Raw genomic sequence first — 25,018 nt, 5'->3', positions numbered from 1 at the left:
GCGAGAGTCCAGGGCGAGATGCCGACCATAGCGTAAGAGGGAGATCATGGACGCGAGCGAACTGCAACCTATTACCCAATTTCTTGGCCAGCTGACGCCCTTTGACAGCCTATCTGAGCAGACGCTGGAGCGCTGCTGCCGCGCCCTCACCGTCGGTTATTACAGCCGCTCCTCTGTCTATGTGCCGCTGGATGAGGAGCATCCTCAGCTCTATATCGTCCGCAGTGGCGCCTTCGAGGTGCGCGGCGAAGATGGTGACCTGATCGACAGGCTCGGCGACGGCGATTTTTTCGGCTTTCCCTCGCTGCTCTCCGGCGAGAAGGTGAGCAACAGAGTACAGATCCTCGAAGATGGTCTTGTGTATCACTTAGACCCAGAAACCTTTAATCAGCTGAGAAGCGAGAGCCGCGAGTTTGATCGCTTCTTTAACCGCGCCTTTGCCAAGCGGCTGCGTCATCAGGGGCGCTTCAAGGCCAAGGAGCTTGGCTCCACCAACAGGGTCAGCAGCCTGATGTCCAAGCAGCCCCTGTGTCTGGATATCAATGCCAGCGTCAGCGACGCCGCCCGTCTGATGCGGGATAACCGGGTCTCATCGGTACTTATCATAGATAACCAAAAGCTTGCGGGGATCCTCACCGACAGGGATCTGCGTAACCGCGTGCTAGCCGAGTCCCTCGATGGCAGCCTGCCTGTGCATCAGGCGATGACGGTAACCCCGACCACCCTGAGTGCCAATGCCCTGGTGTTCGAGGCCATGTTGCTGATGAGCCAGCACAACATTCACCATCTGCCTATCATGGACGAGGGACACCCCACAGGGGTGATCACCAGCACCGATATTTTGCGGGGCCAGAGCTCGCAGCCCTTGCTGCTCATTGGCGAGATAGAGCGTCAGCATGATCTCGAGAGCCTGATCCATGTCTCTAAACAGATCCCACTGCTGCTGCAAAACCTCATCAGCGCCGATGCGAGGGCCGAGGAGATAGGCAGGGTGCTGACCTCGGTAACCGATGCCTTGACCCGGCGGCTGATCGTGCTCAATCAGCAGATCCTCGGTCAGGCGCCCATGCCATTTTGCTGGCTGGCGTTCGGCTCTCAGGGGCGGCAGGATCAGGCGGCGTGTTCGGATCAGGATAATGGCCTCTTGCTGGCACATGAGATGGACGAGCATGCCCAGGGCTATTTCGAGGCCCTGACCAAGGCGGTCTGCGCCGGACTGGATCGCTGCGGTTATGTCTACTGCCCTGGGGATATCATGGCGCAGAACCCCAAATGGCGGATGACGCTAGCCCAGTGGCAACAGAAGTTTGCCAACTGGGTCGAGCACCCCGAGCCTAAAGCCTTGATGCATGCCAGCATCTTCTTCGATATGCGCTGCGTCTATGGGCCTTCGAGCCTGTTTGAGGGGCTGCAGTCTCAGGTGCTGGAATCCACCAAGGATAACGATATCTTCCTCGCGGGGATGGCGGGCAACGCCCTACAGGTGTCACCACCGCTGGGCTTCTTCAAGAAGTTTGTTCTGGAGCGTGACGGCCAGGAGGTGAAGGGGATCGATCTTAAGCACAAGGGCAGCGCACTCATCAACGATATCGCCAGGATTTACGCCCTGTCGGCGGGCATCAGCGAGGTCAACACCGCCAAGCGCATCCGCCTACTGATGGAGCAGAACATCATCAATCGCAAAGATGCCCTGAATCTCGCCGATGCCCACGAGTTTATCGCCCACATGCGCCTGTCGAATCAGGGCTATCAGTATACTCACAACCAGCCCCTCACTAATTATCTGATGCCCCAGCAGCTCTCCTCTCTGGTGCGTCATCAGCTGCGTGACGCCTTCAAGGTGGTACATGACGCGCAGGCGGGTCTAAAACTTAAATTTACCCGGAGCTTCTAGGTGCTGGCAGGGATTAAGGTCAGATCCCAGCTCTGTTGGCGAGCCCTGAAGGCAAAAGATGCCGGGCTCAAGGCCTATCAGCAGGCGCTGATGCCGGTTATCGACAAGCCATTGTCTGAGGTGGAGCTGCTGGCCATAGATCTCGAGATGACAGGACTCAATGCCAGCTTCGATCAGATCTTGAGTATCGGCGTGGTGCCTATCCGTCAGGGGCAGCTTATTCTTAGCGAGGCGCAGCACAAGTTGGTGCAGATAGAGGGCAGCGTCGGCCAGAGCGCCACCATACACGGCATCTTAGACACTCATCTGGATGCGGCCTTGACCCCGGAGCAGGCGATGGCCTGGTTTTTATCCGTGAGTGAGGGCAAGGTGTTGGTGGCCCACCATGCGCCGCTGGATCTCGCCTTCTTACAATCTGGCCTGCAGGCCTGTTTGGGAGAGAAGCCGCGCCTTCTCGCCATAGATACTTTATTGCTGGAGAAGCAGCGACTACTGAGGCAACAGGAACATCTGCAAGAGGGCAGTCTGCGCCTGGGGCGAAGCCGCGCCCGTTACGGTCTGCCCGTGTATGCGGCTCATAACGCGCTGATCGATGCGCTGGCCTGCGGCGAGTTGCTGCTGGCACAGGTGGCTGCCATGGGCGGCGCAACTAAGGTAAAGATCGCCGAGCTGCTGCCTTAATACTCGGTTATACTTGGTTACATTTTGCGCCTTTATCTTTGGCGACTTTCCGCCATTATCTCAATAGAGACAGGAGCTTGGATGGAGCCATTTAGATGGTATTGTCCGGCTATGGCCTGAGTCATGGCATAAGTAATAAGCAAAGAGGTTAATCATGGCGCTTCCTTTACTCTGGCTCGGCGGGGCCGCTCTGGGGGCCGCCTTTATCGCCGACGCTAAGCAGAAACAACGACAGTTGACCTTAGACAGGCGGTTAGGCCGTGCGCCCAAGGCGCCAGAGGGTAAACGGGTGAGCCCGCTCGCGCCCAGTGTGTTGCACCTCGGCGAGGTCAAGGTCACGCCGCCCCCCGGTGCCCTAGTGTGTTGCTTCGTCTTCGGGGTGATAGAGCATACCGGGATCTGGCTTGGCGACGATACCTTAGTAGAGCTGCATGGCAGCGGTCTGATCCGGCCCGTGTCATCTAAGCGTTTCTTGGGGGGGCGCACAGGTAGCCGCATCTTTGTCGCCTGTGACCATCAACATAGACCCTTAATTGGTGAATCCGTGCTGGAGAGGGCGCAGCAGGCCATCTATCGGTATCGCGACTATGATCTGTTTGATAACAACTGCCATCGCTTCGTCTGGTATTGTCTTACTGGCGAGGAGCTGAGTATCTCGAGTTTCGATAAGTTTAATCATCTGCTGGCCAGTCATTTCGCCCAGGCGATCTATTGGGATGAGGCGGCAATAGCTAAGTGTGATTAAGAAAGGCTTAGCTTGGGCCTGGTTCGAAGGTCAATTCATTAAGTCTTAAGCTAAAAAAAATGCCGACATTATGTCGGCATTTTCTGTTCTCAATCTGGCGATTATTCGCCGCAGAAGTAGTTCACGGCACGCTTCACCAGCTCGATACCCGTCTGATCGCATGGCGGTAGCTCGGCATCCGATTCGCTGATCGGTGTCACGCGCTCGCCCCACTTGAACAGCACTGCTGCCGAGGTTAGGCCGGCGCCGAAGGCGCAAGACAAGATGGTTTGATTAGGCTTGATCAGACCCTTCTCCAGCGCATCACAGATGGCGATAGGGATAGTGGCCGCCGAGGTGTTGCCGTAGTTGGCAATGTTCACCACAGCCTTCTCTTTCGGGATCTTCATGCGGTTGATCAGGGTATCGATAATGCGCTCGTTCGCCTGATGCGGGATCACCAGATCCACTTCGTCTTTGTCGACGCCACATTTTTCCAGCACTGTGTTGCTGAGCTTGCCCATACCGGCGATGGCGCGCTTGAAGATCTCTTGACCGTTGAATTCGATGTAGAAATCCAGTGAAGCGGCGTTGAACCTGTCCATGGCGGTACCAAAGCCCGCCTTGAGGATATCGCGACCGGCTGGGTCATTGTTGAGCTCATAGCCCAATACGCCGCCAGGCTGATCTGTGGCTTCGACGACCACTGCACCTGCGCCGTCACCGAAGAGGACCGCAGTTTCCCGGCGAGACCAGTCGAGGTAGAAGGAGAGACGTTCGGCGCCGATCACCAATACCTTCTTCGACTGACCACTCTTGATCTGTGAGCTGGCCAAACCTAAGCCGTAGAGGAAACCACTACAGGCGGCGTTGATATCGAACGCACCGCAGCTGGCGCCAATGTTGGCCTGTACGGTTGATGCTATGTTTGGAATCAGCGTATCAGGGCTGGCGGTGGCCAGAATGATAAGATCTATCTCATCGCCCTTAATACCGGCAGCGGCCAGGGCGCGCTGGGCGGCAACGGTGGCTAGCTCAGAGGTGTTGACATGACTGATGTGTCGCTGACTGATCCCAGTACGCGGCTTAATCCATTCATCGGAAGTATCGATAAAGGTGGCAAGATCATGGTTGGTAAGCGTTGCGGGGGGAACACATTTTCCCCAGCCGGTAATGGTGGCGTACTGCATCTGAATATTCTCTCAAAAATAAAAAGGCAGAGTACATCAGCTCTGCCTTATCAAACTAATCTAATAAGCCTAGCAATAAGTCAAGCAAGCTACAGTGATTTAGCTCACCTGTTGGGCAACCAGCTCACGTATGGCGTTGGCTGCATGTAATATGTGGTCTCTCAGAAGCGTTACTGCCTTGTCAATTTCTTGGTTACGACAGTAGGTGAGCAAGTCTCTATGATCTTGCGCCGCTCTGGGGATGCCGCCTGCCAGCAGAAGCTGTAGACGTATGTAGCGATCACAGTTGGTATTTAGACCGTGTACCACATCCATGGTGTGAGGACGATCGGCCGCCTGATACAGGCAGGTGTGGAACTTGGTATTGAGTTCACTCCAGCTGCTCACGGCATCTTCCTGTTGGAAAGCCGCCTCCAGTTCATCCAGGTAACCCTGGGCCTGAGCCAGCATCTCATCATCGAGATTCGGGATCGCCTTGGCAAGCAGATCGGTTTCGATTAGGGCCCTTAGCTCAAACAGCTCGGTGACCTGATCGACCGACAATTCGGTGGCAGTAGCGCCCTTATGGGCTTCAAACTTTACGAGTCCTTCGGCTTCGAGTTGCAGCAGGGCTTCTCTGACCGGGATGCGACTGACGTTCAGTGCCTCGGCTAAGGCGCTCTGGCGTAAAGGTTCGCCGGCGGCAATTTCGCCTGAAAGGATTTTCTCTCTTAAGACTTCCACCACGACCTGGGTGCGCGTTTTATGAACGATTGGAGTTGTTCGGCTCATAGTTCCCGTAATGTCTTTTCGTTATTATATGTGATCCGCATAAGATTACCGCTTATAGCACTATAAATAAAGGGAAACCGTGGTTTCCCTTTATTTAATATGCCTGTTAGAAGCGCTTTAGGAGACTTTGTCCATCTCGCAATGCTTCGGGCAGCAAAGCGGTTGGCATGTTTTGATAGCAGATGGGCCGTGTCCAGCGGTGTATCGCCATGCTGCCCACCGAGGTGCTGCGACTGTCGGTGCTGGCAGGGTAGGGACCGCCATGGTTCATCGAGTGACACACCTCGACGCCTGTTGGCATCTGATTGAAGATAAGCCTGCCGACACGCTGGCCAATGGCATCTACCAGGCTATGGGCATTTGTCCAATCGCCCTCGTTGCCATGAAGCGTGGCGGTGAGCTGCCCTTCGAGCTGCTCGGCAACGGCCTGCATCTGCGCGGCGTCCTGGCACTCGACCACTATCGCGAAGGGACCAAAGACCTCTTGTTGCAGGGCGCTGTCGGCCAGATAACCTGCCGCATCCACCTTTACCGCCACCGGGCGGGTATGGTGGCTGGCCTCGGCTGCCTTGCCCTGAGCAAGTAGCGTCAGCTGCGGGTGTGCCAGCAGTGCCTCTGTCTGCTGCTGATAGGTGGCGGCGATGCCAGGGGTGAGCATGGCACTGGCGGCTTGCTCGGCCAGGGCCTGGCTGAGTCTATCGCAGTAGCGGGTTAGCGCCTCGCCCTTGATGGCGACAATCCCCCCAGGGCTGGTGCAGAACTGACCATGGCCCATCATCATAGACTGCACCTGAGTCTCGGCCAGCGTCTCAGCCTGCTCGGCGAGTGTCCCTGGCAGTAGAAATTGCGGATTGGTAGAGCCCAGCTCACCATAGAAGGGGATTGGCTCGGGGCGCGCCGCGCAGCGATCGGCCAGGATGCGACCCACCTTTAGCGAGCCGGTGAAACCCACCGCCTTGATCTCTGTCGCCTCGACCAAGCCAGTGGAAAGCGCCGGGGTGTGTCCCTGCAGCAGACTAAATACGCCAGCTGGCATGTCGCAAGCCTTGATCGCCTTGTCGATAGCCTGAGTGACCAGTTCGCTGGTGGCCGGATGCGCCGGGTGCCCCTTGACGATAACGGGGCAACCTGCGGCGAGCGCCGATGCGGTGTCCCCCCCCGCGGTGGAAAACGCCAGCGGGAAGTTAGAGGCGCCGAAGACGGCCACAGGCCCTAAGGCAATCTTGCCTAGGCGGGTATCTGGCTTTGGCAGCGGCTGACGCTCTGGCTGAGCCATGTCGGCAATTGACTGCTCTATTGGGTTAACAAGGTTTTGGGCAAACAGGCGCAGCTGACCACAGGTGCGCCCGGTTTCGCCCTGTAATCTGGCCAGAGGCAGGCCGGTTTCGAGGTGGGCGGCTTCTATGATCGCCTCTTTGTCGGCCTCGATATGCTCGGCAATGGCGCTCAGAAAGGCGGCGCGCTCGCTGTCGCTCTTGTTGCGATAGCTGTTAAAGGCCTGCTTAGCCGCCTTGGTGGCCTGGGCGAGCTGCTCGTCGCTTGCGCTGGCAAAGTGCCAATCAATCTGAGTATTAGCGACGGGGTTAAAGCTTTGAAAGGAGGAGGCTTCGCCCTGCCACTCGCCATTGATGTAATGCTGACCGGTTAATCTGTTGGTGATGCTTAGTGTCATTGCTATTGTCCTTTTGGGCTGGCCGGTTAGACCACCTGAAATCCGAAGGCATAGGGATCGTCATCGTCGACCGTGATGGCGTTGTGCCCGGTGATGCGCGCCCAGCCCTTGATACTTGGCATGATGGCGTCAAACTCGCCCACTTTGGTGGCGGCTTCGATGCGGCCGACAAACTGGCTACCTATGATGCTCTCATGGGTGTACTCATCGCCGACCTTGAGCTCGCCGCGGCTATAGAGCTGCGCCAGACGGGCGCTGGTGCCTGTGCCGCAGGGTGAACGGTCGATCGCCTTGTCGCCATAAAACACAGCATTAGCGCCGTTTGAGCCTTCGCTGATGGTGTCGCCGGTCCAGAGCACGTGGGAGACGCCGTTGACCGTGGGGTCGTCTGGGTGCACGCAGTTTAGTTCTCTGTGGGCGATTTCGCGCACGATCGGGCTCCAGCGCAGGATATCGCCGGCGTTCCAGTGGCGCAGGCCAGGGAAGTTGGCCTGGGGATCGACGATGGCGTAGTAGTTACCGCCGTAGGAGACATCTATCTTGAGCGGCCCAAGCCCAGGGATATCCAGCACCACATCTTTATGGGCTAAATAGGCGGGTACGTTGAATATCTTGACCCAATCCACCTTGGCGCCGGTTTGCTGGTACTGCACCTTAATTTGCCCGGCGGGCACGTCTATGGTGAGCTGACCCGGCATCTTGGGGGTTAACAGGCCAGACTCGAGCGCTGCGGTGATGGTGCCTATGGTGCCGTGGCCACACATGGGCAGGCAGCCGCTGGTCTCGATAAACAGGATGGCGGCATCGGCGTTGTCGCTGCAAGGGGGGTAGAGGAAGGCGCCGGACATCATGTCGTGGCCCCTGGGTTCAAACATCAGCGCCTTGCGGATCCAGTCATACTGCGCCAGGAAATCCTGGCGCTTCTCGCTCATAGTGCGACCCTTGAGGTCCGGATGGCCACTGGTGACCAAACGGACCGGGTTGCCGCAGGTATGAGCATCGACGCAAAAGAAGGTACCTTTTAACATCTATGCCATACTCCCTAGATTTAGTTGAGGTTGTACTTGTCGAGATCCAGGCGGGTAGCCAATGCCTCAGCCATCACCTTTTCCACATAGGCACGCTCGTCACCGATCAAGGTCATGCGCGGCAGGCGCACATTTTCGCTGCCGCGGCCGACGATCTGCTCGGCAAATTTGATGCACTGTACCAGGGTCGGAATGGTGTCCAGGCGCAGCAGCGGCATGAACCAGCGGTAGATCTCACGGGCTTCTTCAATACGGCCGGCACGGGCCAGTTTAAACAGAGTAACAGATTCTCTTGGGAAGACATTGGTTAGGCCAGAGATCCAACCTGTGGCGCCCAGCAAAATGCTCTCCAGCGCAATATCGTCGACACCGCAGAGGATGTTGAAACGATCGCCGAAACGGCTCTGCAACTCGGTGAGGCGGCGGGTATCTGTGGTCGATTCCTTGATGGCCACTATGTTTGGCTCTTCGGCCAGCACGGCGGTCATCTCCAGGTTGATGTCGACGCCATAACCTACAGGGTTGTTGTAGATCATGATTGGTAGTTTGGTCGAGCGCGCTACGTGTTGGTAGTGGGCGATCACCTCACGGTCTGTGCCGCGGTAGACCATGGCGGGCAGTAACATAAGGCCATCGACGCCGAGCGCCTCGACATCCTGGGCGTATTTTGCCGCCTGCTGGGCCGTGTTTTCGGTGCAGCCAGACAGCACCAAGATGCGGCCATTGACCGTCTCGACCGTGTGCTTGATGAATTCACGTTTTTCTTCCGGAGAAAGGGAGGCGTTCTCGCCTATGGTACCCAGGGCGATCACCCCATCGATACCGTCACGAATGAGGTCTTCCAGCATTCTCGCGTTCGACTCATAGTTGATCGAACCATCGTCATTAAATTGGGTAGAAATTGCTGGGAATACACCTTGCCAGTTTACTTTCATGTTCAGACCTCTATAGATATTGCCGTGCAACGTGCGCGGCGAAAAAGTGATATCAAGTTTTGGCGTTTACCAAAAGCTATAGTATATTGTATACAATTTTGAGGGGAAGAAAAGCCCCTTGGTGAGATTGCCGCTATTTATGTTTTTATCTCTCACCGGTAAATACTATATATTGCATACAAACAATAACAAAGGAAGTCCCGATGCGCCTATTAGATTTAAGTCCTAGCTTTCTCGATGCCTGTACCCGATTTAAGACCCTCGACGCTCACACCGAAGGCGAGCCGTTGCGGATCCTGCTGGAGGGATATCCCGAGATCCCCGGGGATACCATTTTGGCCAAACGCAGATATCTCACAGCGCATCTGGACCATTATCGTAAGCTCTTGATGCATGAGCCCAGGGGCCATGCCGATATGTACGGCGCCATCATCACTGCGCCTATCACCCCGGGCGCCGATTTTGGCGTGCTGTTTCTCCATAACGAGGGATACAGCAGCATGTGCGGTCACGGCATCTTGGCCTTGGTAACTGTGGCGGTCGAGACGGGCACCCTAGCGCTCGGCGATATGCCAAGAGAGATAAAGATTGATGCGCCGGCAGGGCTTATCCATGCCAAGGCCTATCGTGATGAGACGGGAGAGCTCAAGGTGAGCTTTCGTAACGTGCCTTCCTGGGCCGAGGCGCTGGATTGTCGCGTAACCGTCGAGGGCATAGGCGAGGTGGCTTACGACATAGGTTTCGGCGGTGCCTATTACGCCTATGTCGATGCCGATGCGCTGGGGTTGAGCTGCGCGCCGGATAATGTCGCCCAGCTGATCGATTGGGGTCGGCGCATCAAGCACGCCGTGATGGCTCAGCATCCGTTAGCTCATCCATTAGAAGCGGATTTAGGCTTTCTCTACGGCACCATATTTACCTCGAGCAAGACCAGCTCCAATGATGCCCACTCGCGCCATGTGTGCGTCTTTGCCGATGGCGAGGTGGATCGCTCGCCCACAGGCACTGGGGTGGCCGGTCGCATAGCTTTGCTTCACGCTCGAGGCGAGGTCGTACTGGGTGAGCGCCTGAAGATTGAGAGTATTGTCGATGGCGCCATGCAGGTTTGCGCGCTGGATAACGCCGACTTTTATGGCAAGGCGGCGGTGATCCCCGAGGTGAGTGGCCGCGCCTTTATTACCGGGCGTCATGAGTTTATCTTAGATCCCAAGGATCAGTTTCAGCAGGGATTTATGCTCAGATGATCGAGGTTAATCACATGACAAACCACGAGTTAACTGGCCAGGATAAAGCCTCACCGGCCAACGTGTCTTCTACCCGAAACGCGGATATCACTGTCATAGGTGCTGGCGTTATAGGCCTTGCCAATGCCATCGCCCTGCAAAGGGCGGGCTTTAGCGTGCGCGTCATCGACAAGCAAGGGGTGGCGGCGGGCGCCTCCTTTGGAAACGCGGGCCACTTCGCCACCGAGCAGGTGTTTCCCTTGGCCGACCCGGCCATGTTACTCAAACTGCCCGGCATGTTGCTCGACCCATTAGGGCCGTTTCGCATTCAGCCGCGCTATTTTCTCAAGGCCTTGCCTTGGTTTATGCGCTTCTTAGTCAATATGGTGCCCGCAAGACGCGCCCATAACTCGGCGGCGATCAAGGCCTTAAATCAAAAGAGTATCCAAGCCTGGCAACAACTGGTGAGCGATTGTGGCTGCTCCGAGCTACTCAAACTCGAGGGCAGTCTCTTGGTGTTTGAGCAGACGCCTTTTATCGAGGTCGAGCGGGTATACAAGAGCTATCGTGATACTGGCGTGGCGGTTAAGCTAATCAGTGGTGAGGAGGTGAGGGCACTGGAGCCGGATCTCAGCCCCAATATCAACCACGGACTATGGTTTACCCAGGTCGGCCATACGCCGGATCCGGCCGAGCTGTGTCACCGCTTGGCAACGCAGTTTGAGAAGCTGGGGGGCGAGCTGGTGATCGCTGAGGTGACTCAGTTAGCTGCTGAATGTCAGGGAGATAAGGAAGAGAAAGGTGTTAATGTCAGTGTCGCTAGCGGAGTAACTTATCATAGTGATAGGTTGCTGCTCAGCGCCGGCGCTTGGTCTAAGCCTTTGGCGCAGCAGCTTGGCTTTAAGGTGCCGCTGGAAACCGAGCGTGGCTATCATCTGATGATGCCACAGCAAAGTCGTCTGCAGCGGCCGGTGGCATCTTTCGAGCGCAAGTTCATCATCACTCCCATGAACCGAGGAAGCTGTCTGGCTGGTACGGTTGAATTTGGCGGTCTCAAGGCGCCACTGGTCGAGGCAAGGGCCGATTGTTTGCTGCCCCATGCCAAGGCGCTGCTGCCAGATGTGTTGGCCAGTGCTAAAACCTCCCAGGGAGAGCGCTGGATGGGCTTTAGACCCTCGCTGCCCGACTCCCTGCCTGTGCTGGGCGCTTCACCTAAGAGTGATAAGATCTTCTTTGCCTTTGGTCACCAGCACCTGGGACTCACCTGGGCCGCCTTTAGCGCACAGCTTATGGCGAAGACCATCAAGAGGGAGGAGGCTTTGGTCGATATGACCCCTTATCGCATCGACCGATTTTAGGTGGCGGACTATGAGACATAGTAAGTGATTTAAGGATAACGAGATAAAAGAAAGGCGGGTATGCATGTCTGTAAGATCGCATCTCGGTGAAGATTCGATTGCGATTTAGCTTTGGCATTGCTGTAGCATTATATTGGTTAATAATATTTTGCCGGAGCCTTTATGGAATCCTTAGAACAACTACTAGAGCGTATAGCCCGCTGTCAGATCTGCCAGCCGCATCTTAGTCATAAGGTGCGGCCCGTGCTGCAGGCCGAATCAAGCGCCAAGGTGTTGATTGTCGGTCAGGCGCCGGGCACTAAGGCCGCGGCCAGCGGGCTTCCTTTCGACGATCCCAGCGGTGACAGGCTCAGGGATTGGCTGGGGGTTAACCGCGAGCAGTTTTACGATTCTTCCCTGTTTGCTATCGTCCCTATGGGGTTTTGCTATCCGGGGAAGGGACGCTCAGGGGATTTGCCGCCAAGGGGCGAATGTGCGCCGGCTTGGCGAGAGGCTCTGCTGGCACATCTTAAGAATATTCAATTAACTCTGGTGATTGGCCTGTATGCCCAGGCTTATCATTTCGGTAAGCAGTGTGGTGGGGTGACCGAGTGCGTGCAAGGCTGGCAGAGTCATGGAAGTCAGATCATGCCGCTACCGCATCCCAGCCCTCGCAATAATCTCTGGCTCAGGTGTAACCCTTGGTTTGAAACCGAATTATTGCCTGTGCTCAAGGCGAGGGTGGCGAGCGCTATCGCGTATTAGCTTCTTTAGAGTTCTAAGCCCAAGAAACCTCGAGTCATTAGAGCCCTAGTGCTGTTATAGCGCTCACGTCATTAAAAACTAGCCGCGCGCCATGAAGGCCTCGATCTCGGCAATTGACCTAGGTACTTGCTCTGACAGGTTTTCATGGCCGTCAGTAGTAACTAGGATATCATCTTCGATGCGGATCCCCATGCCGCGATAGGCTTCTGGCACATCTGTGGCTGAGGCCGGAATATAAATGCCTGGCTCTATGGTAAAGATCATCCCAGGCTCAAGCCTGCGCCACTCGCCATTCTCATCGTGATAGGGGCCGACATCGTGGACATCCATTCCCAGCCAGTGCCCCGTCTTATGCACAGTGAAGCGCTTGTAGCTTTCGCTGGCCATCACCTCCTCATAGCTCCCCTGTAACAGATCGAGTTCGATGAGGCCCCGGGCCATCACCTGCATACAGGTCTCATAGAGGTGATTCCAGGGCGTGCCAGGTTTGACTTTGGCGATGGCGGCATCGAGGGCGTCGAGCACTAGTTGGTAGATCGCTTTTTGTGCCTGCGTAAAGCGGCCGTCTACCGGAAAGCTGCGGGTGATATCGGCGGCGTAGTGATTGAGCTCGGCGCCGGCATCGATCAGCAGCATCTGACCAGATTGGGTCTGACAGCAGTTCTCTTCATAATGTAGGCAACAGGCGTTGTTGCCCGCCGCCACTATGTTGGGATAGGCGACCTCGTTAGCGCCGTGTGCGGCGATAGCATAGTTAAAGGTTGCGGCCAGCTGAGCCTCATTGATGTCTGCGCGGCAGGCCTTAATCACAGCCTTGTGGCCGTCGACAGAAGCGTTAACTGCGGCGCGTATTGCCGCCTGCTCATTCTCATCTTTGATCACTCGCAGTGGGTGAAGGTATTTGGCCAGTGGCGTGATGCTCCGGTAGCATTTGGGTGTATCGAAACCGCTGGCCTGGCGCTGGACGTTACACCAATCGATCAATTTGTGATTAAAGCGGCCCAGTTCGTCGCTGATAAATACCTGACGCTGATGGGTGAGACTCGATGCCATCACGGTATCTAGCTCGGCGATGTCAAAGGCCTGAGTCGCGCCGAATATTTCGATAGCACCGGTAATGCCCGCTCTGGCACCGAAACTAACCTCCTGTTGAGGATCCTTTGGGCGACATAGCAAGGTGTAATTTATCTCGCCTTGCGGGCCACGATAGAGCAGAGCAACCGCATCGGGCTCGTTAAAACCTGTCAGGTAGAGAAAATCATTGTCTTGGCGAAAGTGATACTTGATGTTCTTGCTGCGCACCTTTTGCTGATAACCCACGAGGATCACAAAGCTGTCCTCGGGTAGGCTATCCATGAGGCGTTGGCGTCTAATTACATATTGGCTGTTTGCGGGCATCTTTATCCCTATCTCTTTATAGCGGTATGCGAATGGCTTAACTATATTTGTATATTTTATTCATTTCTAGTCCTCATCGACTTTATTCGTGATTGTTCGGTGCATTTTGTTGATTCAAGTGTGATAATAATGGCCAACTAATTTTTGGTTTCAGTCGGATTGGGGAAGTTTTCGTGAATCGTGCCGTTTTCCTGGATAGAGATGGAGTGATTAATATCGACCATGGTTATGTGCATCAGGTCGATGATTTCGAATATGTCGAGGGAGTATTCGATGCGTGCGCCGCGTTAAAGCAGCAAGGCTATAAGCTGGTGGTGGTGACCAATCAGTCGGGCATCGCCCGCGGACTCTACACTGAAGATCAGTTTCACAGTCTGACCGAATGGATGGACTGGAACTTCGCCGATAAGGGGGTCGACCTCGATGGCATCTATTACTGTCCTCATCACAACGAAAAAGGCATTGGCGAGTATAAGCAGGACTGTGATTGTCGTAAGCCTAAACCCGGCATGCTCAAGAGTGCGGCGCAGTTTTTAAAGATAGACCTGAGCCGCTCTGTTATGGTGGGGGATAAGCGTGACGATATGCTAGCTGCCGAAGCCGCAGGGGTGCCTACACGTATCTTAGTGCGCACTGGCAAAACGGTAACAGATGAAGCCATAGCCGCGGCTACTGTTGTTTTAGACTCTATCGCCGATGTGCCGACTTACCTGGCGTCGCTAAACTAGTTACAAGTCCTTATAAGCTCGTGATGAAGTCATTATCGGATTAAGTCCTTATCTGATGAATGTGTTATCTGATGAATGTGTTTTCAATAGCTATTAAGTCGTCTTTATATGCCTTTGATGGGCGAATCTAGTCAGAATCGCCCTTTTGCTCGTTTATCTCGACTAGATTAGACGAACCAAGCGACCGAAAATCACTATATCATTCCTCAAAATGTGCCTTTTATGATGGCTAAATCGTCACATTGTTCGATGTTTGAGCATTTGAGCCGAATTTATAAAACAATCTGAGAAAAGGCCTTGACGCCTCGGTCGCCCTGAGTAGAATACGCAGCCCTAGCCACTTGGAACTGCCGAGATGTGCTAGCGCTCATAAGGTGTTTAAGCCACCGTGAGCACGCTCTTTAACAATTTATCAAGTAATCTGTGTGGACACTCACAGGTATTGAGTTAATCGAAAACGATTTAAATCTCAATGCAACGATGAGGGTCCATAGCAATATGTACAAACATCCTTAGATTCTTCCGAGTCTAAGTGATGAATCAGAATTCATTGAGTCGCTTCCTTTTGAATAAAGAGTGAAGCACAAAAACTTTTAATTGAAGAGTTTGATCATGGCTCAGATTGAACGCTGGCGGCAGGCCTAACACATGCAAGTCGAGCGGTAACAGGAAGAAAGCTTGCTTTCTTTGCTGACGAGCGGCGGACGGGTGAGTAATGCCTAGGGAACTGCCCAGTCGAGGGGGATAACAGTTGGAAACGACTGCTAATACCGCATACGCCCTACGGGGGAAAAGAGGGGATCTTCGGACCTTCTGCGATTGGATGTACCTAGGTGGGATTAGCTAGTAGGTGAGGTAATGGCTCACCTAGGCGACGATCCCTAGCTGTTCTGAGAGGATGATCAGCCACACTGGGACTGAGACACGGCCCAGACTCCTACGGGAGGCAGCAGTGGGGAATATTGCACAATGGGCGCAAGCCTGATGCAGCCATGCCGCGTGTGTGAAGAAGGCCTTCGGGTTGTAAAGCACTTTCAGCGAGGAGGAAAGGTTAACGGTTAATACCCGTTAGCTGTGACGTTACTCGCAGAAGAAGCACCGGCTAACTTCGTGCCAGCAGCCGCGGTAATACGAGGGGTGCAAGCGTTAATCGGAATTACTGGGCGTAAAGCGTACGCAGGCGGTTGATTAAGCGAGATGTGAAAGCCCCGGGCTTAACCTGGGAACTGCATTTCGAACTGGTCAACTAGAGTCTTGTAGAGGGGGGTAGAATTTCAGGTGTAGCGGTGAAATGCGTAGAGATCTGAAGGAATACCGGTGGCGAAGGCGGCCCCCTGGACAAAGACTGACGCTCAGGTACGAAAGCGTGGGGAGCAAACAGGATTAGATACCCTGGTAGTCCACGCCGTAAACGATGTCTACTCGGAATTTGGTGTCTTGAACACTGGGTTCTCAAGCTAACGCATTAAGTAGACCGCCTGGGGAGTACGGCCGCAAGGTTAAAACTCAAATGAATTGACGGGGGCCCGCACAAGCGGTGGAGCATGTGGTTTAATTCGATGCAACGCGAAGAACCTTACCTACTCTTGACATCCAGAGAACTTTCCAGAGATGGATTGGTGCCTTCGGGAACTCTGAGACAGGTGCTGCATGGCTGTCGTCAGCTCGTGTTGTGAAATGTTGGGTTAAGTCCCGCAACGAGCGCAACCCTTATCCTTACTTGCCAGCGGGTAATGCCGGGAACTTTAGGGAGACTGCCGGTGATAAACCGGAGGAAGGTGGGGACGACGTCAAGTCATCATGGCCCTTACGAGTAGGGCTACACACGTGCTACAATGGTCGGTACAGAGGGTTGCGAAGCCGCGAGGTGGAGCTAATCTCACAAAGCCGGTCGTAGTCCGGATTGGAGTCTGCAACTCGACTCCATGAAGTCGGAATCGCTAGTAATCGTGGATCAGAATGCCACGGTGAATACGTTCCCGGGCCTTGTACACACCGCCCGTCACACCATGGGAGTGGGCTGCACCAGAAGTAGATAGCTTAACCTTCGGGAGGGCGTTTACCACGGTGTGGTTCATGACTGGGGTGAAGTCGTAACAAGGTAGCCCTAGGGGAACCTGGGGCTGGATCACCTCCTTACCTATACGATTGAATCGATATTTGTTGAGTGTTCACACAGATTACTTGATAGAAAGATAGAGCAAAGTATCGAAAGATATTTTGAGGCTTTTGATTCTTAATCAAGGCACTTGATGAGTCTCGCAGGGAGTGTGCTTAAGCACATGACTGAGAAACGAAGAGAGTAACGCCGAGTAAGGATTAAAAAACCAAAAAGAAATGGGTCTGTAGCTCAGCTGGTTAGAGCGCACCCCTGATAAGGGTGAGGTCGGTGGTTCAAGTCCACTCTGACCCACCAATTCTTCGTTGATACTGCGTTATGTATTTCGTCGTTTAGCAGGCTAAACGTCCTCAATACATGCCTTGTTTCAACTCGAATTGGCAATAGTATACTTTGTTCGCTGCATGTAATGGGGCTATAGCTCAGCTGGGAGAGCGCCTGCCTTGCACGCAGGAGGTCTGCGGTTCGATCCCGCATAGCTCCACCATTTGCTCTTAAAGAGAGCATGCAGTTATGGTTAGAGATGCCAAAGATAAATGCAGAATTTATCTTTGGCTTTTTTAAGCCCGCTCTTTAAAAATTTGGAAAGCTGATAGTAATAATCGAAAGATTATTGCGAAAAATAATTGAGTTCTCAAAACACACTTTAATCAAGTGACTTGAGTATTCTTTTGGCGAAAGTAGAAACCGTTAGTTGCGATGCGACTCAGATGAAACTCATTTGGGTTGTATGGTTAAGTGACTAAGCGTATACGGTGGATGCCTTGGCAGTCAGAGGCGATGAAGGACGTAGTAACTTGCGAAAAGCGTTGGCGAGCTAGTAACAAGCATTTGAGCTAACGATGTCCGAATGGGGAAACCCGGCACCATAAGGTGTCATCACTAAGTGAATACATAGCTTAGTGAGGCGAACGAGGGGAACTGAAACATCTAAGTACCCTTAGGAAAAGAAATCAACCGAGATTCCCCTAGTAGCGGCGAGCGAACGGGGATTAGCCCTTAAGCCTAGAGGGTGTTAGTGGAATGTGTTGGAAAGCACAGCGATACAGGGTGATAGCCCCGTACATGAAAACTAACTTTAGGTGAAAACGAGTAGGACGGGACACGTGATATCTTGTTCGAATATGGGGGGACCATCCTCCAAGGCTAAATACTCCTGACTGACCGATAGTGAACCAGTACCGTGAGGGAAAGGCGAAAAGAACCCCTGTGAGGGGAGTGAAATAGAACCTGAAACCGTATACGTACAAGCAGTGGGAGCGGTTCTTGAGACCGTGACTGCGTACCTTTTGTATAATGGGTCAGCGACTTACATTTTGTAGCGAGGTTAAGCGAATAGCGGAGCCGTAGGGAAACCGAGTGTTAACTGCGCGTTTAGTTGCAAGGTGTAGACCCGAAACCCGGTGATCTAGCCATGGGCAGGTTGAAGGTTGAGTAACATCAACTGGAGGACCGAACACACGTATGTTGAAAAATGCGGTGATGACTTGTGGCTGGGGGTGAAAGGCCAATCAAACCGGGAGATATCTGGTTCTCCTCGAAAGCTATTTAGGTAGCGCCTCGAGCGAATACCATTGGGGGTAGAGCACTGTTAAGGCTAGGGGGTCATCCCGACTTACCAACCCTTTGCAAACTCCGAATACCAATGAGTACTACTCGGGAGACACACGGCGGGTGCTAACGTCCGTCGTGAAAAGGGAAACAACCCAGACCATCAGCTAAGGTCCCAAAGTTATTGCTAAGTGGGAAACGATGTGGGAAGGCTTAGACAGCTAGGATGTTGGCTTAGAAGCAGCCATCATTTAAAGAAAGCGTAATAGCTCACTAGTCGAGTCGGCCTGCGCGGAAGATATAACGGGGCTAAGCAATACACCGAAGCTATGGGTACTAGCGCTTGCGCTAGTGCGGTAGAGGAGCGTTCTGTAAGCCGTTGAAGGTGAAGGGGTAACCCACGCTGGAGGTATCAGAAGTGCGAATGCTGACATGAGTAACGATAAAGGGGGTGAAAAACCTCCTCGCCGAAAGACCAAGGGTTCCTGTCCAACGTTAATCGGGGCAGGGTGAGTCGACCCCTAAGGCGAGGCCGAAAGGCGTAGTCGATGGGAAACGGGTTAATATTCCCGTACTTCTGCTAACTGCGATGGAGAGACGGAGAAGGCTAGGCTAGCGCGGCGTTGGTTGTCCGCGTTTAAGGCTGTAGGTAGGGTACTTAGGCAAATCCGGGTACCTAATACTGAGAGTTGATGACGAGTCACTACGGTGATGAAGTAGTTGATGCCATGCTTCCAGGAAAATCTTCTAAGCTTCAGGTTAGCAGGAATCGTACCCCAAACCGACACAGGTGGTCGGGTAGAGAATACCAAGGCGCTTGAGAGAACTCGGCTGAAGGAACTAGGCAAAATGGTACCGTAACTTCGGGAGAAGGTACGCTCCTGTTGGTGATGAGACTTGCTCTCTAAGCTGACGGGAGTCGCAGATACCAGGTGGCTGCAACTGTTTATCAAAAACACAGCACTGTGCAAAATCGCAAGATGACGTATACGGTGTGACGCCTGCCCGGTGCCGGAAGGTTAATTGATTGGGTTATCTTCGGAGAAGCTCATGATCGAAGCCCCGGTAAACGGCGGCCGTAACTATAACGGTCCTAAGGTAGCGAAATTCCTTGTCGGGTAAGTTCCGACCTGCACGAATGGCGTAATGATGGCCACGCTGTCTCCAGCCGAGACTCAGTGAAGTTGAAATTGCGGTGAAGATGCCGTATACCCGCGGCTAGACGGAAAGACCCCGTGAACCTTTACTATAGCTTGGCACTGAACATTGACCCTACATGTGTAGGATAGGTGGGAGACTTTGAAGCGGGAACGCCAGTTCTCGTGGAGTCATCCTTGAAATACCACCCTTGTAGTGTTGATGTTCTAACTCTGGCCCCTGAATCGGGGTTGAGGACAGTGCCTGGTGGGTAGTTTGACTGGGGCGGTCTCCTCCCAAAGAGTAACGGAGGAGCACGAAGGTTGGCTAAGTACGGTCGGACATCGTACGGTTAGTGCAATGGCATAAGCCAGCTTAACTGCGAGACATACACGTCGAGCAGGTGCGAAAGCAGGTCATAGTGATCCGGTGGTTCTGAATGGAAGGGCCATCGCTCAACGGATAAAAGGTACTCCGGGGATAACAGGCTGATACCGCCCAAGAGTTCATATCGACGGCGGTGTTTGGCACCTCGATGTCGGCTCATCACATCCTGGGGCTGAAGTCGGTCCCAAGGGTATGGCTGTTCGCCATTTAAAGTGGTACGCGAGCTGGGTTCAGAACGTCGTGAGACAGTTCGGTCCCTATCTGCCGTGGGCGTTGGATGATTGAAGGGAGCTGCTCCTAGTACGAGAGGACCGGAGTGGACGAACCGCTGGTGTTCGGGTTGTCATGCCAATGGCATTGCCCGGTAGCTACGTTCGGAATCGATAACCGCTGAAAGCATCTAAGCGGGAAGCGAGCCCTAAGATGAGTCATCCCTAGACCTTTAAGGTCTCTAAAGAGCCGTCCGAGACTAGGACGTTGATAGGCAGGGTGTGTAAGCGTTGTGAGGCGTTGAGCTAACCTGTACTAATGACTCGTGAGGCTTAACCATACAACCCAAAAGGGTTTTTACTGCAAAGTAAGTAATGGTTTTACGTAATCAAAAGAATACAAAAGTACTTGATTGAAGTGCGAACTCAAGCAGCTTTCTAAATTTACTATTTTGGTTAATTACGCAGGTAATTGTTTGGCTGACAAAGCCGTAACGAAGCGAAGCGCGGAGTGTACTAGAGTACATGAGCACTGCAGCGAGGAAACAATGCCGTCAGACGAAGAATTAACCAGTAATAATTTGTCTGGAAACCATAGCATTGTGGTCCCACCTGATCCCATCCCGAACTCAGAAGTGAAACGCAATCGCGCCGATGGTAGTGTGGGGTCTCCCCATGTGAGAGTAGGTCATTTCCAGGCGCCTAATTAAGTGAAGAAGCCACCTGAATAAGGTGGCTTTTTTGCGTTTGAGGTTTATGAAATTATCAGTATCCCCTCTCGAAACCACCTTAATTAAAGTCAGGTGGCTTATTCACTTATGTAGGCATGAATGCCTACTCCCGACGTCGCCCCACCGCTGAGCGGGTTCTCCGGCTACGAAGCATAGCTTCTCCGCGTTCAAGTGAGGCTAAATACTGCGTATTTAAAGCGCCTCACTTTCACCCCCATGTGAGAGTAGGTCATTTCCAGGCGCCTAATAAACGAGAAATCCCCAGCACCTAGTGTTGGGGTTTTTTTTCGTTTAACAGCCTTTGAAATATCTACTCGAACATGGGGAATATAAAGAGCCGAACACAGTGAGGTACATTTCCATGTGAAGTAGGGTGAAGCTCTTGCGTTTATCAAACAAAGTTTGATGCAAGGGGTGAACGCGGAGAGCTTTGCTCGAAGCTGGCCATGACAGGCGCCTTTTCTCTTGATTCAATAGACCCTCAGCTCGCAGCCTAGCTGCTTCGCACTCCAGTCATCCATCAAGCTGCGCTTGATAAACGGATGCCTTACGCCCCCATGTGAGATTGACGGAGTTAGTATCTGATGTCTGGCTAGAAGCTGGCCATGACAGGCGCCTTTCCTTTTTATTCATTAGACCCCCTGCTTAGCTGCTTCGCGCTTCAGTCATCCATCAAGCTGCGCTTAATATACGGATGCCTTACGCCCCCATGTGAGAGGCCGTCTGCGTATGCCATTGCTTTTGCTGGGCTTTGACCTAGCAGTTTATCTCCATCCGTTAATACATCCGTTAATAAGCACTGAATTAGCAGATGTCGTAAGCCTCTATGTGAGAGGCTTGGATAAGTTACTTTGAGCTTACTTGGGCGTTAATAGATGTTTTCTATCTGCACGATTTGATCATTCAATTATACAGGGGAGCTAGGGGGATTTAGATTTAGGTTATGAAGCTAATGGCTAACTGGGGCACTAAATCTGTGACGCATTCTCTTAATACTGGTTTTCCTACTGCCAGTTTTCCTAAGACTGGTTCTCAAAATACTGATTCTACCGGCTCGCTTTCTCTGATGGGGCAATCCTTTACTCCTAAGGGAGAGGGCAGCCAGATTGAGCGAGTAATTACGCCCGTTCAGGCCAACACTGCGTTGATCGCCGAAGGCGGTGGGCAGCGGGGGATATTTACCTCGGGTGTGTTAGATGCCTGGCTTGAGAGAGGCTATAACCCTTTTGCGCTGCTCATTGGGACCTCCGCTGGTGCGCAGAATCTCTCGAGTTATCTCACTGGGCAGATTGGCTTTGCCAAGCAGGCGATTAAGGGCTTGTCCCGCGATCCGCAATTTGTGAAGGTGAGTCGCGGTCTTGCCGGGAAGAGTACTGTGGATCTCGATTGGTACTTTAATCAGGTGCAAGGCGAGTCCTTAGGCTTGGATCTGTCAGCAGGGATGCGGGCATTGACCCATCGCCGGCTGCTGTTTAGCATGACCAATGGTTCTAACTATCAGGCGATATTTCGTCAGCCCAATATGCAGAATTGGCTCGAGTTACTCAAGGCGTCGAGCGCGCTGCCGTTTCTCTATCGTCAAGGGGTGCCTTTAGAGGACAGTTTTTATGTCGATGGCGGCCTGTCGGCGCCGCTGCCGGTAGAGGAGGCCTATCGGCGCGGGGCGACTAAGATAGTGGTGATACGTACCATGCCAGAGGAATACCAGGCTTATACCCCCTGGGTGAATCGTCTCAAGTCTTGGATCTGTAGCTCGAATCGCTGCCCGAGGGCGATTGAGTATTACTTGCACCATGAAGCCGAATATAAGCGCTCACTCTCCTTTATCGACAATCCACCTGAGGGCGTGGAGATCATTCAGCTATTCCCCCGCCGGGCACTGGCGAGCAAGTTACTCGGCAGTTCGACGGCAGAGCTTGATAGGGATTATCGACTTGGGCGGCAGGCGGGATTTAAGTTCCTGAAAGAGGATGGCCTTTCCACCTTGAAGCGCGCCGCATAAAGTTATGCTGGCTAAAGCTATTTTACTTAAAGCTATTTTACTTAAAGCTGTTTCACTGAAAGTCATGGCGCCTATCGATACCGGTAGTATCCAACCGGCTGGCTTAATGCCCGTCTCGCTGCTCCTGTTCGATGAGTCCTATACGCTTTTTAAAGGCTTCTCTGGTGGCTTCATCCGCTTGTTCGTACCAGAAATCTAGCATCTGGCCGACATTGATCTGATCGCGGCGTGGCGTGCCTGTTTGAGTTACAGGCTGAGTGCTTGGTTGACTAGTTGGCTGGCCAACAGGCTGCGCTGCCAAGGTCGTTGAGGCTGCTGCAGGGTTTGCCTCGCTACTTGAGGTACTGCTTGAGGCTCTGTTTGAGGTGCTAGGCGCCATCTGGATCGGCTGATTGATCGCGATGGCCGCAACGCCTTGGCCCATGTTGTAGGCCTTTATCTCTTCGCTGTAATCTCGGCCTATCTGAATGCCATCCTTTAGCAACTTATCTATCTTGTAAGTGACATTATTGCCCTGAGTATCTGTGAGGCTAATTTGAGGAGCGTTGTTAAATTTCTCCGCCGATTTAGGTGAGCTGATCTTAGGTAGGCTGACGCGATAGTGATTGTTTTCGCCAGAAAAGGTGACGATAAGGGTCTCTGAGACGAAGCGCTTCTGTTGGCCAAATTCGCGGTAGCTGGCGCGGGCATTAAAGACCAGTTGCTGCGGGCCATTTTGCGAGATCAGCTGATGGCTAGTGATATCCTTACCGTTAAGCAGCAGTGGCTCTGCGCTATCTGGCAGTGTGATGGTGACTTCGGCGTGCGCTTGTACAAAAAAGAGTGGGATCAAGAATAGGCAATGGATTAAAGATTTCATGGTAAACCGGGAAAAGAATAATTTATCTGTGTTATAGCACCTCGTGGCCCAGTTGGACAACTTTACAAGCGGCCATTAGGCTTTTTGAGCATCCTGAGTGTTGGGTTACAGTAATTTGCTTGCTAAGACTCTATAATGGTGGGGATTAATTCCAGGAGCTTAGCGTGTTAACTAAAATATTAGTGACTCTGTTAGTGATTGCCGCGGCGATCGCCTATCTTCGAAGACCTAAGGTGGTCAGCCAACCGACGGCCAGTCAGTTGGGTCAGCGAATCGTGTTTAAATACCTTGCCTTTGGTATCGCGGCTCTGGCGCTGCTGGGGAGTGGTGGTTACTGGTATTGGTCCTGGCAAGAGGGCAATCAGCTGGTGTATGTCACCATTATCTCGCCGGCGTCGGCCTCGAAAGAGGTCTACCTGGTACGTAAACGCGAGTTACAGAGCGATGCCTTCACCACAGTCGACGGCCTCAAGGTACGCTTGTCGACCCAAGAGCGGATCGTGATTGCCGATACCCCGCCGAATATAAGGTAGGCTGGTTTTTAACACCGCTTCATTTTTATTTTGGTTATATTCCCTTCATTAGCAGTCGATTAGGCTGTTCAATGGCGCGTTATTCGGTAGAATAACGCCAAATTATACCCTGCGCTTGGATGTGGTGCGTTTTCATCTAAGTGTCTTTTTCAGGAGGTCCTATGATCACGGCTTATGTCTTTCAAGCGAATAAGTTATCCATTGTCGAGTTGAATATTCGAGACAGTGTTCCTGAGGGGACCTTATGGCTGGATCTCTACAAACCTGAAGATGACGAACGTGAATGGCTGAGGGGTTATTCGGTAGAGGAGCTACCGGACGAGGAAGATATTAACGAAATTGAGGCCTCGGCGCGTTTCTATCAAAACAAGGACGGTCTACACATCAACTCATTATTCCCCCAGCGTGTGGGACAAGATGTTAAAGGGGTGAACGTCTCCTTCAACCTGCGTCCACAGTTTCTGGTGACCCTGAGGGAAGATGATGTGGGGCTGATCCGCTTACTGCGTAACTATCTGCGTTTAGGCCGCTTAGAGGTACAGACTCCACAGGCACTGTTCCTGGAGCTGTTCAACCTTAAGGTGGATTACCTCTCGGATCTGATCGAAGATGTCTATTCTGTGCTGGATAGTGTGGGTGAGCAGGTGTTTGAGAGCAGTGAACTCGACGATGTGTTTAAGCTGATCACCTTGCAGGAAGATTCCAACGGTAAGATACGCCTGAGTTTGCTCGATACCCAGCGCTCCCTGCGCTACATGCAGCGTTATTATCGCGGCAAGTTGACCGATGAAGATCTGAAAGATCTGCGGGAGATGTTGTCGGATATCGAATCTCTGATGCCCCACAGTCAGTTCATCTTCGATAAGTTGAACTTCTTGCTCGATGCGGCCATGGGTTTCAGTGGGCTACAACAAAACAAGATCATCAAGATCTTCTCGGTTGCGGCGGTGATTTTCCTGCCTCCGACCGTGATTGCCAGCGCCTATGGGATGAACTTCGCCAACATGCCAGAGCTTGAGTGGCAGTGGGGTTATCCTATGGCGATCATGATGATGATTGGCAGCGCGGCCTCAACCTATTTCTTCTTCAAGCGTAAAGGCTGGCTCTAATATCAGCCTGAGCTTGGCACTGGCCTAGCTTAAAG

At 53.1% G+C, this 25,018-nt stretch carries 17 protein-coding genes, 2 tRNA genes and 3 rRNA genes; 15 read left to right on the top strand and 7 right to left on the bottom strand.

The annotated features are described in order from the left end of the window. The first annotated feature begins 46 nt into the window (after positions 1–46). From K0I31_RS12375 to K0I31_RS12365, 3 genes are all read left to right on the top strand, one after another. Complete coding sequence (locus tag K0I31_RS12375) at positions 47–1,894, top strand: DUF294 nucleotidyltransferase-like domain-containing protein (RefSeq protein WP_220078578.1); 1,848 nt, start codon at positions 47–49, stop codon at positions 1,892–1,894. Between the two features lie 3 nt (positions 1,895–1,897). Next, positions 1,898–2,575, top strand: coding sequence for an exonuclease domain-containing protein (locus K0I31_RS12370; RefSeq protein WP_220080840.1), 678 nt, complete (start codon positions 1,898–1,900; stop codon positions 2,573–2,575). 154 nt (positions 2,576–2,729) lie between these two features. Next, positions 2,730–3,320, top strand: a complete 591-nt coding sequence (locus tag K0I31_RS12365; RefSeq protein ID WP_220078577.1) for a lecithin retinol acyltransferase family protein — start codon at positions 2,730–2,732, stop codon at positions 3,318–3,320. Between the two features lie 101 nt (positions 3,321–3,421). Here K0I31_RS12365 and K0I31_RS12360 read toward each other — a convergent pair whose 3' ends face one another. The 5 genes from K0I31_RS12360 to dapA form a co-directional block, all read right to left on the bottom strand. After that, on the bottom strand, positions 3,422–4,489 hold the full coding sequence (locus K0I31_RS12360; RefSeq protein ID WP_220078576.1) for a ketoacyl-ACP synthase III: 1,068 nt from the start codon (positions 4,487–4,489) through the stop codon (positions 3,422–3,424). A gap of 99 nt (positions 4,490–4,588) precedes the next feature. Further along, a complete protein-coding gene (locus tag K0I31_RS12355) occupies positions 4,589–5,260 on the bottom strand; it encodes a GntR family transcriptional regulator (protein WP_011866162.1) in 672 nt (223 codons plus the stop codon). A gap of 106 nt (positions 5,261–5,366) precedes the next feature. Beyond that, a complete protein-coding gene (locus K0I31_RS12350; protein ID WP_220078575.1) occupies positions 5,367–6,932 on the bottom strand; it encodes an aldehyde dehydrogenase (NADP(+)) in 1,566 nt (521 codons plus the stop codon). Between the two features lie 26 nt (positions 6,933–6,958). Next, a complete protein-coding gene (locus K0I31_RS12345) occupies positions 6,959–7,960 on the bottom strand; it encodes a 4-hydroxyproline epimerase (RefSeq protein WP_220078574.1) in 1,002 nt (333 codons plus the stop codon). A 20-nt stretch (positions 7,961–7,980) separates the two neighbouring features. Beyond that, positions 7,981–8,895, bottom strand: coding sequence for a 4-hydroxy-tetrahydrodipicolinate synthase (gene dapA / locus K0I31_RS12340; RefSeq protein ID WP_011866159.1), 915 nt, complete (start codon positions 8,893–8,895; stop codon positions 7,981–7,983). A gap of 203 nt (positions 8,896–9,098) precedes the next feature. Here dapA and K0I31_RS12335 point away from each other — a divergent pair, with 203 nt between their 5' ends. The 3 genes from K0I31_RS12335 to K0I31_RS12325 all read left to right on the top strand — a co-directional run bounded on the left by K0I31_RS12335 (position 9,099) and on the right by K0I31_RS12325 (position 12,220). Then, positions 9,099–10,139, top strand: coding sequence for a proline racemase family protein (locus K0I31_RS12335; RefSeq protein ID WP_220078573.1), 1,041 nt, complete (start codon positions 9,099–9,101; stop codon positions 10,137–10,139). Then, entirely contained in the window at positions 10,136–11,476 is a 1,341-nt protein-coding gene (locus tag K0I31_RS12330) for an NAD(P)/FAD-dependent oxidoreductase (RefSeq protein ID WP_258406490.1), read from the top strand. The genes K0I31_RS12335 and K0I31_RS12330 overlap by 4 nt, the downstream gene beginning before the upstream one ends. A 162-nt stretch (positions 11,477–11,638) precedes the next feature. After that, entirely contained in the window at positions 11,639–12,220 is a 582-nt protein-coding gene (locus K0I31_RS12325; RefSeq protein ID WP_220078572.1) for a uracil-DNA glycosylase family protein, read from the top strand. 78 nt (positions 12,221–12,298) lie between these two features. Here the strand turns inward: K0I31_RS12325 and K0I31_RS12320 are convergent, their stop codons facing one another. Continuing rightward, positions 12,299–13,618, bottom strand: a complete 1,320-nt coding sequence (locus K0I31_RS12320; protein WP_220078571.1) for an aminopeptidase P N-terminal domain-containing protein — start codon at positions 13,616–13,618, stop codon at positions 12,299–12,301. 173 nt (positions 13,619–13,791) lie between these two features. Here K0I31_RS12320 and gmhB point away from each other — a divergent pair, with 173 nt between their 5' ends. The 7 genes from gmhB (at position 13,792) to K0I31_RS12285 (ending at position 22,482) form a co-directional block, all read left to right on the top strand. Further along, positions 13,792–14,346, top strand: a complete 555-nt coding sequence (gene gmhB, locus K0I31_RS12315; protein WP_220078570.1) for a D-glycero-beta-D-manno-heptose 1,7-bisphosphate 7-phosphatase — start codon at positions 13,792–13,794, stop codon at positions 14,344–14,346. A gap of 594 nt (positions 14,347–14,940) precedes the next feature. Then, positions 14,941–16,485, top strand: a 16S ribosomal RNA gene (locus K0I31_RS12310). A 200-nt stretch (positions 16,486–16,685) separates the two neighbouring features. Continuing rightward, a tRNA-Ile gene (locus K0I31_RS12305) sits at positions 16,686–16,762 on the top strand. 114 nt (positions 16,763–16,876) lie between these two features. Continuing rightward, positions 16,877–16,952, top strand: a tRNA-Ala gene (locus K0I31_RS12300). Between the two features lie 245 nt (positions 16,953–17,197). Next, a 23S ribosomal RNA gene (locus K0I31_RS12295) occupies positions 17,198–20,090 on the top strand. A 243-nt stretch (positions 20,091–20,333) separates the two neighbouring features. Then, positions 20,334–20,449 (top strand): 5S ribosomal RNA (gene rrf, locus K0I31_RS12290). The 16S, 23S and 5S rRNA genes sit together here with 2 tRNA genes alongside, the layout of an rRNA operon. A gap of 1,097 nt (positions 20,450–21,546) precedes the next feature. Further along, positions 21,547–22,482 carry a patatin-like phospholipase family protein gene (locus K0I31_RS12285; RefSeq protein ID WP_258406489.1) on the top strand — a complete coding sequence of 312 codons (936 nt, stop codon included), beginning with the start codon at positions 21,547–21,549 and terminating at the stop codon, positions 22,480–22,482. A 103-nt stretch (positions 22,483–22,585) separates the two neighbouring features. Here K0I31_RS12285 and K0I31_RS12280 read toward each other — a convergent pair whose 3' ends face one another. After that, a complete protein-coding gene (locus K0I31_RS12280) occupies positions 22,586–23,314 on the bottom strand; it encodes a DUF2057 domain-containing protein (RefSeq protein ID WP_220078569.1) in 729 nt (242 codons plus the stop codon). A gap of 191 nt (positions 23,315–23,505) precedes the next feature. Between K0I31_RS12280 and K0I31_RS12275 the strand changes: the two genes are divergently transcribed. Continuing rightward, positions 23,506–23,874, top strand: coding sequence for a hypothetical protein (locus tag K0I31_RS12275; RefSeq protein ID WP_220078568.1), 369 nt, complete (start codon positions 23,506–23,508; stop codon positions 23,872–23,874). A gap of 161 nt (positions 23,875–24,035) precedes the next feature. Continuing rightward, positions 24,036–24,983: a magnesium/cobalt transporter CorA gene (gene corA / locus K0I31_RS12270; RefSeq protein WP_011866150.1), complete on the top strand. Its 948-nt coding sequence runs from the start codon at positions 24,036–24,038 to the stop codon at positions 24,981–24,983. Positions 24,984–25,018: the final 35 nt, after the last annotated feature.

Source organism: Shewanella spartinae (assembly GCF_019457555.1).
Lineage (GTDB): Bacteria > Pseudomonadota > Gammaproteobacteria > Enterobacterales > Shewanellaceae > Shewanella > Shewanella loihica.
This window is presented reverse-complemented; position numbering and strand designations above follow the sequence as displayed.

What these genes read in the sequence shown, in the direction of transcription:
- K0I31_RS12325 (WP_220078572.1), top strand. Translation starts at nt 11,639, where the DNA reads ATGGAATCCTTAGAACAACTACTAGAGCGTATAGCCCGCTGTCAGATC.
- K0I31_RS12355 (WP_011866162.1), bottom strand. Translation starts at nt 5,260, where the DNA reads ATGAGCCGAACAACTCCAATCGTTCATAAAACGCGCACCCAGGTCGTG.
- K0I31_RS12320 (WP_220078571.1), bottom strand. Translation starts at nt 13,618, where the DNA reads ATGCCCGCAAACAGCCAATATGTAATTAGACGCCAACGCCTCATGGAT.
- K0I31_RS12375 (WP_220078578.1), top strand. Translation starts at nt 47, where the DNA reads ATGGACGCGAGCGAACTGCAACCTATTACCCAATTTCTTGGCCAGCTG.
- K0I31_RS12335 (WP_220078573.1), top strand. Translation starts at nt 9,099, where the DNA reads ATGCGCCTATTAGATTTAAGTCCTAGCTTTCTCGATGCCTGTACCCGA.
- K0I31_RS12360 (WP_220078576.1), bottom strand. Translation starts at nt 4,489, where the DNA reads ATGCAGTACGCCACCATTACCGGCTGGGGAAAATGTGTTCCCCCCGCA.
- K0I31_RS12350 (WP_220078575.1), bottom strand. Translation starts at nt 6,932, where the DNA reads ATGACACTAAGCATCACCAACAGATTAACCGGTCAGCATTACATCAAT.
- K0I31_RS12365 (WP_220078577.1), top strand. Translation starts at nt 2,730, where the DNA reads ATGGCGCTTCCTTTACTCTGGCTCGGCGGGGCCGCTCTGGGGGCCGCC.
- corA (WP_011866150.1), top strand. Translation starts at nt 24,036, where the DNA reads ATGATCACGGCTTATGTCTTTCAAGCGAATAAGTTATCCATTGTCGAG.
- dapA (WP_011866159.1), bottom strand. Translation starts at nt 8,895, where the DNA reads ATGAAAGTAAACTGGCAAGGTGTATTCCCAGCAATTTCTACCCAATTT.
- K0I31_RS12345 (WP_220078574.1), bottom strand. Translation starts at nt 7,960, where the DNA reads ATGTTAAAAGGTACCTTCTTTTGCGTCGATGCTCATACCTGCGGCAAC.
- K0I31_RS12330 (WP_258406490.1), top strand. Translation starts at nt 10,136, where the DNA reads ATGATCGAGGTTAATCACATGACAAACCACGAGTTAACTGGCCAGGAT.
- K0I31_RS12285 (WP_258406489.1), top strand. Translation starts at nt 21,547, where the DNA reads ATGGGGCAATCCTTTACTCCTAAGGGAGAGGGCAGCCAGATTGAGCGA.